Below are 11,565 nucleotides of genomic sequence, written 5' to 3' on the forward strand. Positions count from 1 at the left end.
ACCCATATGGACTGCGTGGATAACGGTCGAGAGATCGCAATTATGCGTCATGTAGCCAACGCCATCGACACGATTACCGTCGTTGGCTACATGACGCATAATTGCGATCTCTCGACCGTTATCCACGCAGTCCATATGGGTTTTGCGGTGGAGTTCCTGTCCGACGCCACCGGCTCCGTGCCCTATGCCAACAGCGCCGGCTATGCTTCGGCCGAGGACATCCACCGCGTGCTGACTATCATACTGCAGTCGCGCTTCGCTGCCGTTCTCAAGACCGCCGAATGGATCGACTGTCTGAAGACCGGCACGCTGCCCGAGCGCGACACGATCCACGCTTCCAACCAGCGCGCGCTGGCACGGAACGCCGCTTAGAAGTCTGTCGTAGATAAGCAAAAGGCGCCGCAGCGATGCGGCGCCTTTATCATTCCGGCCTTCAAAATCTCAGAACAGACCTTCGATCTGGCCCATTTCGTTCAGCAAGATCTTCTCCGAGGACGGCGCCTTGGGCAAGCCGGGCATGGTCATAACCTCGCCGCAGATGACAACGATGAAGCCGGCGCCGGCAGACAGCCTGACCTCGCGCACCGGCACGGTGTGGCCGGTCGGCGCGCCGCGCAGGTTCGGGTCGGTCGAGAACGAGTACTGCGTCTTGGCCATGCAGACCGGCAGGTGTCCGTAGCCGGCGTGCTCCCAGGCGTGGAGCTGGTCGCGCACCGACTTGTCGGCGATCGCTTCGGAACCGCGATAGATGCGCTGGACGATGGTGTTGATCTTCTCGAACAGCGGCATCGCGTCGGGATAGAGCGGCGCAAACTGCGAGGAGCCGGATTCGGCCAGCGCCACCACCTTGTTGGCGAGTTCCTCGATGCCGGCCGAGCCGTGGGCCCAGTGCTTGCACAGGATCGCCTCTTCGCCCATCGAGGCGACGTAGTCCTTCATCGCCCTGATTTCAGCGTCGGTGTCGGAATAGAAATGGTTGATGGCGACCACGGCCGGCACGCCGAACTGCCTGATATTCTCGATGTGACGGCCGAGATTGGCGCAGCCCTTCTTGACCGCCTCGACGTTTTCCTTGCCGAGGTCTTCCTTTTTGACCCCGCCGTTCATCTTCATGGCGCGCACGGTGGCGACGATAACCGTGGCCGCCGGCTTCAGGCCGGCCTTGCGGCACTTGATGTCGAAGAACTTTTCCGCACCGAGATCGGCGCCAAAACCGGCTTCGGTGACGACATAATCGGCGAGCTTCAGCGCCGTCGTGGTGGCGACGACCGAGTTGCAGCCATGCGCGATGTTGGCGAAGGGGCCGCCATGGACGAAGGCCGGGTTGTTCTCCAGCGTCTGCACGAGGTTGGGCTGCATGGCGTCCTTGAGCAACACGGCCATGGCGCCGTCGGCCTTGAGGTCGCGGGCGTAGACGGCCGACTTGTCTCGGCGATAGGCGACGATGATGTCGCCGAGGCGCTTTTCCAGGTCCTTCAGGTCGGTGGCAAGGCACAGGATCGCCATGACTTCCGAGGCGACGGTGATGTCGAAGCCCCCCTCGCGCGGAAAGCCGTTGGCGACGCCGCCGAGCGAGCAGATGATCTCGCGAAGTGCGCGGTCGTTCATGTCCATGACGCGGCGCCAGACGACGCGGCGGATGTCGATGCCGAGCTCGTTGCCCCAGTAGATATGGTTGTCGATCAGCGCCGAAAGCAGATTATGCGCCGTGGTGATGGCATGGAAATCCCCGGTGAAGTGGAGGTTCATATCCTCCATCGGCACGACCTGCGCATAGCCGCCGCCGGCAGCACCGCCTTTGACGCCGAAATTCGGCCCGAGCGAGGCCTCTCGGATGCAGACGATGGCCTTCTTGCCAATGCGGTTGAGACCGTCACCGAGGCCCACCGTCGTCGTCGTCTTGCCTTCGCCGGCCGGCGTTGGGTTGATGGCGGTAACGAGGATCAGCCTGCCGTCCTTGTTTGTCTTCACCGACTTGATGAACTCGGCCGAGATCTTCGCCTTGTCGTGGCCGTAAGGCAAAAGGTGCTCGCTTGGAATGCCGATCTTCTGGCCGATAGTCTGGATCTGCTTCTTGTCGGCGGCGCGCGCGATCTCGATGTCGGACTTCACTTCGGCCATGGCGGCTTTCCTCTGGATTGGACGGTGGAGGGGACGGGTTTGATCAGTGTGGTCGGTCGCAAGCCTGTTCGAAACAGCCTGGCACTTCAGGCGAGGGCACGTTCTAACCCTGTCGCTGCCGTGGCGTCAACTTGCATGCAACTATGTTTCCCATGAAGAAAGGCAGCTCTCTGTTTCCCGGTCGACCTTCCCGGATCTTCGCGCCCGGTTGTCGCGCCGTATAAAAGCCAGAGCACGCGCCGTCCTGCCGTCTCAAAACAGCCGCGGAATGCACGGAATGCGACAGGGTTCGAGCCCCGGTCGGCGCTTCGAACGGCCGCGTTAGAATGCGCCGATCTGGTGCATCAGCCCCAAGCCGTCAAGCTGGCCGAAATGTTCGACTACGATGCCGTTCTCAACACGATCGATGTGAATCACACCAACCGATACGCATTTTCCGCTCGGTTCGACACCATGGAAGACGCCGGTGTGCGTGCCCTGAAAGCGGCCGCGCGTGACCACCTTGTCGGCGTCGCTGACACAGTCGTCGACGACGTGATGCCCGTCCGGAAATCCAACAAAGAACTCGGTCAGCGATTTGCGCCAGTCATCGAAGTCGATCGGGTTGGCACTGCCGAGATGAACGGCGAGATCTGGAGAGACCAGACTGGCCAGCTTGTCCCAGTCTTGCGTGTCGACCGTGGCGTAGAAATTTCGAGCAACTTCCCGGATATCCATCTCGTGTCCTCACTGGCCGCCGCCCAGCGGTTGAACGACGACGAGGCAGTCAGGTTCCGCTCTCCGCGATATGCGGCCGAGCTATTGCCTTGACAAGTTGCCGATTTCGACCAGGGACAGCGGTGATTTCAAGCCAGGACGTCTTTCACTATTGGCCCTTCACCGATCCAGAACGGACCTGACCTCGACGAGGTTCGATCGCACCCTAAGCACATAGAAACCCATCGTGGTGAGGTGGGTGGGCATGATCCAGCCATCCTCGCGGCCGTTCGAGATTATCAAAGGCTGGATGGCGAGCGCCGCCTTGAGCTGGCCTTCCACGCTGTTCCAAAGTGGTGTGAGGCCGCGATTGTCGAGGATCTGCTGGAAGTCGTGATGCGCCGCCGTCAGGATGCCGTAATAGCCGTAGAGCTGGCCGTAGGCGAACCAGAAGCGGTCGTCAGCCCGCGTGTCGAACCAGCCGCTGTTGAAATTCTGCGAACGGTCGCGGATCAGGTCCGACGTCGAGCCTATGTCACTCGCGATCCGGTCGACGAACTGCAACAGATTGTCGGCGCGCGCGTTGAAGACAACCTCGCATTTCATGAGCCGGTCGTTGAAGGCGCGAAGGCTGCTCGCCGCCGTGCGATAGAAACTCGGCGTCGGCGTTTTCGGACCAAAGGGCCTGAGGCCGAAATACCAGGTTTCCTCGTCGAAGGTGATCGCGCCGCGCGCATCCTGCAGGTTCTGATCTATCTGGCTGGTGCCGCGGACGCGGCCCAGCGTGTCGACAAGCTCGACAGCGGTGCGCCGGATGGCCTGATTGACCCCGCGCTGGAAGGAGGCCTTGTTGTCGAGAAACGGCGTGCGGTCCCAGTCCATGCCGAAGAACCCGAGCTTGTAGAGTATCATCGACGAGATCCAGGCGTTCTCGTTGACGTTGAAATCGATGAGATCGGCCGCGACCTGGACAATGGCCGAGTTGGTGCAGGTCTTGACCTCTCCCTCGACACCGGCGGTTTCCCCGGTGGCGGAAGGAGCGGGCTGCGCCGGGGCGGTTCCGGCCGGCTGCGTGAAATTATATGCCTCCGCATACGCGGGATTGAAATTGCTCCAGACCTGCGTGTTCCAGATGAAGTAGCCGTAGAGGCCGATCAGCATGAGCAGAGCGAGGCCGAGCACCGCCTTCAGGATCCAGCCGCGCTGCGTATACCAGTGCCCGGCCCTCATGAACGGCCACAGGATCACGCCGACGGCGAAGCCGATGCCGCGGCCGATCCACTGGAAAATCCGTGTGAAGAAATTCACGATCGGATCAAGCATGGCGATGTCACCCCTCGTCAGTCAGCCGGTCATTCAATCGGTAAGGCCGTAGAGGCGTGTGCGAAACGCCACCTTTTCTTTCAGATATGTAGTTTTCAGAACGTCCACAACATGTGATCTCCCGGCGTCGCTGAAGCCGTCATAGTCCCTGTAGAATCCCGGTTTGTTGAAGACGTAGCGAGAGACGAAGTCCTGCGGCACGAAATCCGAGATCAGCTGGTTGGTCAGCCAGGCGTCGGGATGGCCGGGCTTGGCCCGGATCACCAGGAAGCGCTGGTGCGGGAACACGTCTTCGATTTTTAGATAGCCAAGGTGAGCGATCTCGCGCTTGGCGGCGTTGAGGAAGGGAAAATTGCCGTCCCTGGTGATCAGGTCGGCATGGCCGTGGATCCAGGTCTGCAGCCAGACCTTGTCGACATCGGTCAGATTACGGTCGGGCTCGGCGTCGCGGATCAGCGCGCGCACCACCATTTCGGCGCGATGTTCGAGATAGCCTGATGTTTCGATCCATGAGGCACGCGGCAGTTCGATGCGGCCGGTCGCGGCGAGGAACTTGAACACCCGGTCGGCATCATTGATCGAGAGGTAGCTCACTTGCCACGGTCGCGAGCGACGGAAGCCTGGGGCTGCCGGGTCGCTGATCACCGTCGTCATGTCCGGGTCGATGAACACATAGAGCCCGCCGAAATGGCTGGTCCAATAGGCGCTGTGACGAAAGATCACCTGATCCGGCACCAGCGCGTTCTCGCGGATGTCGCCGCAGATCTTGGCCAGCTCCACCATGCGGGTGAGCATAGCGTTGTCGCGCCAGGCGTCCGGCTCCTGCTTCAGCTGGTCGACGAGCTTGCCGAGTTCGGCGGCCTTGCCGAGCACGTCTTCCGCCGACAGCACCTTGAACTCGACCTGGTTGATCGACAGCAGATCCTCGATGTCGTCGACCTTGGGGACCGAATCCTCGATCTCGCCGTGGATGACATCCTTGATGGTCAGCGCGTCGATGGCGCGTTGGTTCGTCGACATGAACTCGAACATCAGTTGCGAGGTATTGGAAAAGGCGGTGTGGACCACCGGCAGGTCGATCTGCGACGGCGTCAGGATGATAAAACGGCGGTTGATCTCGTTGGGATCTAGGTAGTGGTAGTCGCCGCATTCCTCGGCCACCTGCGGCGAGAAGCCGGTGCGGTCGATCTCGAAACTCTTCAGCTTCGTCGGCTTCAGGCCGAAGGCGACCAAAGCCTTGTTGTAGCGCTGGATGAGATGCGGCTCGTCGATGGTCAGCAGCCGGCCATAGATCAGCTCGTTCTCGCGCAGCAGATCGGATTTCCTGGCGGGGCTCATCTATCCCTTCTCCTCTTGTGGGAGAAGGTGGCCGAGCGAAGCTCGGCCGGATGAGGGGTGTTCCAGCTCGACGAATACCCCTCATCCGTCGCCTTCGGCGACACCTTCTCGCACAGGGGGAGAAGGGAGCGTCGGCGCATCTCAAGCATTCCACAGGCCCTTCTTCTTCAATTCCTCGATCTCGCGCACCGCGCGGTCGCGCAGGCGGGTGTCGCGGATCATCTTGGTCACCGCCGCGTCGTCGGACTTGTCGGAATAGCGGAACTCCGAGTCGGCGTAGCGGTTGACCTCCTGCATGACCATATCCATCGAGAACGGACCGCGCAGTTCCTCGATCATCGCCTTCTTGTCGTCGTAGCCCTTGTGCATGAAGACTTCCGGCTTCTCCAACCATTCGTCCGGCAGTTCGATATCCATGGCGCGCATCTTGATCGCATCGGTGACGTTCTTGATGGCGCGGCCGGTGAAGCGCGGCTCGGCCTCCTTGATCATGTGCAGATAGGTGCCGATGTCGGCCATCGATTTCGGTGCGCCGTTCTCCTTCATGTAGCGCTCATAGACCTTCATCAGCCCGTCTTCCTTGGGCTTTTCATGCTCTTCATAGGCTTCCATCACCGCGCGCTGGATTTCCTGGGCGGCATAGAGCTTGTGGTCTCCGAGCGGGATCTTGTGGTTCTTGCCGGCGAGCAGCACGAAAATGTCGATGTAGTCGTCGCGCGTTTGTGGCCCATCGACCAGCCAGCGGGCGCCGGCGCGCTGGCGCAGCGCGTCGTCGACGTTTTCGGGATAGTTGGAGAACATGCCGAAGGAGCAGTTGCCGCGCACCACGGTGCCGGCACCCGCAAACGCGTCCATCAGGACACCGGTGATTTCCTGCTGGCCTGCCGAGGCGCGATCGTCGGAGCGGCGTGCCGCCACCTGATCGATATCGTCGATGGTGCCGAAGCCGATGACGCGCGGGTTCAGCACATTGTTGATGAACTGGCGGCAGTTCTGGCCGGACTTGCCCTGGTAGGAGGAGATCTGGTCGACGCCGAAATTCTCGTAGGCGAAGGGATAGCCGGCGACCTGACAGTAGCCGTTGACGAGACCGGCGATCATCTGGATCAGCGTCGTTTTTCCGGTGCCGGGCGCGCCATCGCCGATGAAGGTGAACAGGAAGCCGCCGAGCTCGACGAACGGGTTCAGCTCGCGCTCGAAATCGTAAGCCATCAGCATCTTGGCGAGCTTCACCGACTGGTACTTGGCGATGTGGTTGCCGACGACCTCTTCCGGCTTTTTGAAGGTCATTACCAGCGGCTTCGACCGCTTGCCCGGCGCGACGTCGAAGCCGTCAAGGGTGAAGTCGTCGACGTCGATGCGGATATGCGCGTTCTCGAACGGACCTATGCCGTCGAAGCGGCCCTTTCGCGCCAAAAGCCCGTCGATGGCGACACGGGCGAAGGCGCGCGCCCGGGTCATCAGATCGGCGTCGTCCTTCGCGCCTGATATCGCCCTGTCGAGGCCGGCCACGATCGACTTCACCGCATCCTGCGGCGTGTCGAACAAGAAGTCCGGCTCGGGCGTGTCGTTCGGCGCCTCGCCGTCGCTGTCGATCAGCTGGAACAGATAGGAGGCGAGGCTGAAGGCCGAAATATAGGCCGAAGCCGACAGCAGTTTCTTGAAGGTGGCGGCTTCGTCGCCTTCGAGCGGCGCGCGAGCGTTTTTCGCTTGCAGGCTTTCGAGGTCGGAGCCTTCGGCGAAGACGTCTGAAATGGCCAGTGCGATCGCCAGCCCGCGCCGGGTGCGAAACAGCAGCATGTGCTGAGCAATGCTCAGCAGCTGGTCGTCGGGATGGACGGCGGCGACGGTCTTGGAAAGCTCGACCTCGCGCGTGCGGCGAACCGAGCCGACCGAGACGGTCGAGACGAAGCGGCGGTTGGTGCCGGCCAGCGCGGTCCCGGATTCCCGCGACGGGTCCTCGAGCACGACGATGCGGGTGATGAAGCTCTGCGCCGTGGCGCGGTACTTTTCGATTGCCGCTTCCGAGATCGTGGTCAGGCCGGTGTCCATGAAGGATGCTCCGCGGTTTGACGGTCAGACGTCACTGATGACCTGTCCCTTGGACAGGATGTGGACCTTGTAGCCGGAAAAGATCTTCTGCGCCTCGCCGGCGGCGTAGAGCGCCTGATAGGCCTCATGCGGGATCAGCGCATGCTTCTCGTAGCTAGACACGCCCTGCCGCGCGGCCTCGAGATCGTCGGTGTCGATGAAGAATTCCTGCGTCGTCTTCTCGCTCGAAAACAACCCCTTGCGGCCGGGCTTTTCGGCCTTGGAGTAGACCTCCTGGATGGTCCAGGTCAGCAGCCAGGCGTTTTCCGGTTTGCGCACCTTGTCCAGAACGTCGCTGACCGTCGAATTGTTGTCGGTAATCCCGGCCGAATAGAACGGGCCGAGCACGGCGCGGCGCAGTTGCTTGGGGTGGAGTTGCTCGAAATCCTTGTCGAGGTTGACGGCGATCGTCGCCGGCGACAGCGTATAGGCGGAATTCTTCTCGGTGAAGTCGTCGAAGCGGTGGGCTAGCTCGGGATTGAGCAGGCCTTCGACGGGGAGCGGAATGTCGACCTTGTCGTTGAGCTTGCCGTTGCGGTCGACAAGCTGCCCGATCATCTCTTCGGAGGAATCCTCGACCGTCACCATGTAGACCAGCGGCAGGTTGGCGCTGCCGTCGAAGGCGGCCCAGTGGACGAGGTAGTAGGGCCGCCCGGTCTTCGGATTGACCGAGACTTTTGCCGTCTGCGCCAAGGTGAACGGCCCGAAGGTCGTCTCGCTCCTGACACCCTCCAGATAGAGCCGCTCGGCCATCGACTTCTGCAGCGCTTCGGGGAATTCCTTGTGGCGCAGAATGAAGTCGGCCATTTCCTCGCGCAACTCGTCGGCCAGCGGTATGTTGGCGAGACGCGTATCGGCCTGGCGGCGATCGTTCTCCAGCTCGAGCACGTTCTGGAAGACCGGAAAGCCGCTTTCGGCGCGCGAAATTCGGAACGTCTCCATGAAGCCCAGCCGGTTGCGCCAGCAGGAAAAGGAGTTGTCGAGCCGCGCAATATATTCGGCGACGATTTTGGCGACAATGCCGTGCCGGTAGAGCGGCGAGCGATCGTCGCGCATGAACACCTCGAGGCCGCTGAGTGCCGCCGTGATCGCCGAGAAATAGCGCGTTGCCGCTTCGTTTTCGGGGGTCATGCAGCCAGCCCTTCGGAGCGATGCGAGTGCAGCAATTATGACTGCACGTAGTTTGCCGCATTGTGCTTCTTCAGCACGTCCTCGAAGCGGCGGGCAAAGGCATCGTCGGCCAGCTTCTTGCGGCGCTGGATGTCAGCGGTCGCCACCATGTTCTTCTCGTGCATTTCGAGGAGATCGCCAATGTGCTTCTGCGAGGCCGCGCCGATGCCGGCCATGGTCTCCTCGGCGGTGTTGTCGACCTGGCTGCCCAGCGTGTTGATCTTGTGGGCGACGTCCTGCTGGGCGGCGGTCTTCAGCGAATCTTCCAGCGCCTTGTAGAGCACGATGCGCTGCTCGGTATCGATGGTCAGCTTGTTGATCAGCGTCGACTGCGCCGCGATCTGGTTGTTGAGCGAATCGACGAAGGTCTGGAACATCGAGGTGTAGCGCTCCAGCGTCTGGCTTTCGGCCAGCAGTTCCTGCTCCTTGGCCTGCTTCTCGTTGTACTCCGTGGCCAGTTTCGAACGTTCGCCTTCGAGCTCGGTGCGCTCCTTCTGGCTGGTCGAGGCGGCGATCTTGTTCTCGATGTCGAGCAGCATCGGATTGAGCTCCTCGATGCGCTTCTGCACGGTCTCCAGGTTGGACATGGTTGCCTTGCGGCGCTCGATCACCTGCGACAGGCTGGCCTCGGAGGTCTTGTAACGCTGGTCGAGGATCTGCTTCTGCGCCTTGAGGATGCCGACAATGGTGTCGGATTTCGCCAGCAGCTCCTGCAGATTGCCGGCCAGCGACATGTTGCGGACGCGGTCGGTGCGCATGCGTTGCTTGCTCTGGTCGGAAAATATACCAACGAAGCTTTCCCAGCCGGTGTAGTTCTTCATGCTCTCGAATTCAGCGCCGAAGACGTTGGTGGCGTCCTCCAGCCCGATGATCAGGTCGGCAATGTTGCCTTCCATCACCTTCTGCTGCTTCAGCACATCCTCGATGCGGGCGTTCTCGAGGTCGAAATTGGCGTCGCCGATCTTCTTGTCGGTCTTGGCGAGCGTGTCGAGCACCGTGCCGGACTGCTCGATTTTGGTGCGCATGTCCTGCACGACCTGCTTGGTCTTGGCAATTTCGGCATCGAAATTCTGCAAAGTCGCCATTGGGGCCTCCCGCTTCGGCATTTGTTCGTGTCGCGAACCGCCGGAATATATGTGCGGTATAGGGGGAAGGGAAGGCGGAAGATTAGGAGTTTGCGAAGGATAGCGCCGAAACCCGACACAAAAAACCCGCCTCGGCGGCGGGTCGTTGGCGCGATCAGCACCATGCCCAAACCAATAGCATAACTGCCGTCGCAAAGCAACGAAGCTCACCGATCGCAGTTTTCCTTGCCGCAGTTCTTCCCCCTCTGTCCTGGCACCGTTCGATCCATGCGCACGCAACGCGGAATAGCGCTGGTCAGGCTTTGGTGAAGCCGATGAAATCGTCGGGCGCGACGCGGCCCATTTCTTCTTCCCAATGGCGGCGGCAGAGCGAGACATAGACATCCTTGCCGATCGCCACCTGTTCGCCCTGTCTCGCCACCTTGCCGTCCGCGCCGAGGCGCACGACCATCGTCGCCTTGCGGCCGCAGCGGCAGATGGTGCGCACCTCGCGTAGATCGTCGGATATCGCCAGAAGCGCGCGCGAGCCGGAAAACAGCTTGCCCTGGAAATCCGTGCGCAGGCCGTAGCACATCACCGGAATGTTCAGCCGGTCGGCAATGCGGGCAAGCTGCCACGCCTGCTCCTCCTCGAGGAACTGCGCTTCGTCGACGAAGACGCAATGCACGGTCGTGTGGTCGTGATGCTCGGCGACCCGGGCGAACAGATCGTCGCCGTCGCGGAACATCTCGGCCTCCGTCTCCAGGCCGATGCGCGACGAGATCAGCCCGGTATCGCCCTTGCGGTAGTGGCCGGCGACGAACAGCATCGTGGTCATGCCGCGCTCGCGGTAATTGTACGAGGCCTGCAGCAGCATCGTCGTCTTGCCGGCATTCATCGTCGCGTAGTGGAAGTACAGCTTGGCCATGCCGCCCTTTTAAGCCGAGTTGTCCCGGCGCGGGGAGGGGGCGTCCTGACATTTCACCAGAAAGCGGCGAACGTGTCGCTGATCGGCCAGCCCGCGCCGTTGGTCGCGATTGTCTTATCGCTTGAAACCGCACCAGAATGGTGTTTGGCTGACGAAACAAGGTGGAGACAAAACCGCAACTTCGCTTCGCCGATAGATCACAATGGGAGAATACATGATGTCGCGTATGAAACTATTCGCCGCCGGCTTCGGTCTGGCGGCATTTCTTTCCGCGGGCGGCGCACTCGCCGCCGAGCCGGAAAGCTGCAAGCCGGTGCGTTTTGCCGATGTCGGCTGGACCGACATCACCGCCACCACCGCTACCGCCAGCGTTATCCTCGAAGCGCTCGGCTACGAGCCCGACGTGCAGGTCCTGTCGGTCCCGGTCACCTACACCTCGCTGAAGAACAAGGACGTCGATGTCTTCCTCGGCAATTGGATGCCGACCATGGAAGCCGACATAAAGCCCTATCTCGAAGACAAGTCGGTCGAGACGGTCGTAACCAACCTCGAAGGCGCGAAGTATACGCTCGCCGTGCCGCAGCACACCTATGACGCCGGTCTCAAGGATTTCGCGGATATCGCCAAGTTCAAGGACAAGCTCGACAACAAGATCTACGGCATCGAAGCCGGCAATGACGGCAACCGCCTGATCCTCGACATGATCGCCTCCAACAAGTTCGGCCTGAAGGATTTCGAGCTCGTCGAAAGCTCGGAGGCCGGCATGCTGTCGGCGGTGCAGAAGGCTGCCGCATCAGGCGAAGACGTGGTCTTCCTCGGCTGGGAGAAGCAAAC

The 11,565-nt window shown here is 61.3% G+C and carries 10 protein-coding genes; 2 read left to right on the forward strand and 8 right to left on the reverse strand.

What is annotated here, in order from left to right; all coding sequences use genetic code 11:
• The coding region (locus tag EOA86_RS06810) for an isochorismatase family protein (protein ID WP_128341058.1) at nt 1-372 on the forward strand (372 nt) is incomplete at its 5' end.
• A gap of 69 nt (nt 373-441) precedes the next feature.
• On the opposite strand, the gene EOA86_RS06815 is transcribed toward EOA86_RS06810, so the two are convergent.
• From EOA86_RS06815 to EOA86_RS06850, 8 genes are all read right to left on the reverse strand, one after another.
• Nucleotides 442-2,121, reverse strand: coding sequence for a formate--tetrahydrofolate ligase (locus EOA86_RS06815; protein ID WP_127212213.1), 1,680 nt, complete (start codon nt 2,119-2,121; stop codon nt 442-444).
• A 321-nt stretch (nt 2,122-2,442) separates the two neighbouring features.
• Nucleotides 2,443-2,838, reverse strand: a complete 396-nt coding sequence (locus EOA86_RS06820; RefSeq protein WP_128341059.1) for an ester cyclase — start codon at nt 2,836-2,838, stop codon at nt 2,443-2,445.
• A 159-nt stretch (nt 2,839-2,997) separates the two neighbouring features.
• Nucleotides 2,998-4,140 (reverse strand): DUF2333 family protein, encoded by a 1,143-nt coding sequence (locus EOA86_RS06825; RefSeq protein ID WP_128341060.1) that lies wholly within the window; start codon nt 4,138-4,140, stop codon nt 2,998-3,000.
• Between the two features lie 33 nt (nt 4,141-4,173).
• A complete protein-coding gene (locus EOA86_RS06830) occupies nt 4,174-5,478 on the reverse strand; it encodes a DUF6638 family protein (RefSeq protein WP_128341061.1) in 1,305 nt (434 codons plus the stop codon).
• A 141-nt stretch (nt 5,479-5,619) separates the two neighbouring features.
• Nucleotides 5,620-7,530 (reverse strand): ATP-binding protein, encoded by a 1,911-nt coding sequence (locus tag EOA86_RS06835; protein WP_128341062.1) that lies wholly within the window; start codon nt 7,528-7,530, stop codon nt 5,620-5,622.
• A 24-nt stretch (nt 7,531-7,554) separates the two neighbouring features.
• Complete coding sequence (locus EOA86_RS06840; protein ID WP_128341063.1) at nt 7,555-8,700, reverse strand: hypothetical protein; 1,146 nt, start codon at nt 8,698-8,700, stop codon at nt 7,555-7,557.
• Between the two features lie 35 nt (nt 8,701-8,735).
• A complete protein-coding gene (locus EOA86_RS06845) occupies nt 8,736-9,824 on the reverse strand; it encodes a hypothetical protein (RefSeq protein ID WP_128341064.1) in 1,089 nt (362 codons plus the stop codon).
• Between the two features lie 295 nt (nt 9,825-10,119).
• A complete protein-coding gene (locus EOA86_RS06850; RefSeq protein ID WP_065011918.1) occupies nt 10,120-10,731 on the reverse strand; it encodes a thymidine kinase in 612 nt (203 codons plus the stop codon).
• A 217-nt stretch (nt 10,732-10,948) separates the two neighbouring features.
• On the opposite strand from EOA86_RS06850, the gene EOA86_RS06855 reads away from it, so the two are divergent.
• Nucleotides 10,949-11,565 (forward strand): glycine betaine ABC transporter substrate-binding protein (locus EOA86_RS06855; protein WP_281035638.1); only part of this gene is annotated, 617 nt, incomplete at its 3' end.

The organism is Mesorhizobium sp. M5C.F.Ca.IN.020.32.2.1, from assembly GCF_004023105.1.
Taxonomy (GTDB): Bacteria; Pseudomonadota; Alphaproteobacteria; order Rhizobiales; family Rhizobiaceae; genus Mesorhizobium; species Mesorhizobium wenxiniae.

What these genes read in the sequence shown, in the direction of transcription:
- EOA86_RS06840 (WP_128341063.1), bottom strand. Translation starts at nt 8,700, where the DNA reads ATGACCCCCGAAAACGAAGCGGCAACGCGCTATTTCTCGGCGATCACG.
- EOA86_RS06845 (WP_128341064.1), bottom strand. Translation starts at nt 9,824, where the DNA reads ATGGCGACTTTGCAGAATTTCGATGCCGAAATTGCCAAGACCAAGCAG.
- EOA86_RS06850 (WP_065011918.1), bottom strand. Translation starts at nt 10,731, where the DNA reads ATGGCCAAGCTGTACTTCCACTACGCGACGATGAATGCCGGCAAGACG.
- EOA86_RS06815 (WP_127212213.1), bottom strand. Translation starts at nt 2,121, where the DNA reads ATGGCCGAAGTGAAGTCCGACATCGAGATCGCGCGCGCCGCCGACAAG.
- EOA86_RS06820 (WP_128341059.1), bottom strand. Translation starts at nt 2,838, where the DNA reads ATGGATATCCGGGAAGTTGCTCGAAATTTCTACGCCACGGTCGACACG.
- EOA86_RS06830 (WP_128341061.1), bottom strand. Translation starts at nt 5,478, where the DNA reads ATGAGCCCCGCCAGGAAATCCGATCTGCTGCGCGAGAACGAGCTGATC.
- EOA86_RS06835 (WP_128341062.1), bottom strand. Translation starts at nt 7,530, where the DNA reads ATGGACACCGGCCTGACCACGATCTCGGAAGCGGCAATCGAAAAGTAC.
- EOA86_RS06825 (WP_128341060.1), bottom strand. Translation starts at nt 4,140, where the DNA reads ATGCTTGATCCGATCGTGAATTTCTTCACACGGATTTTCCAGTGGATC.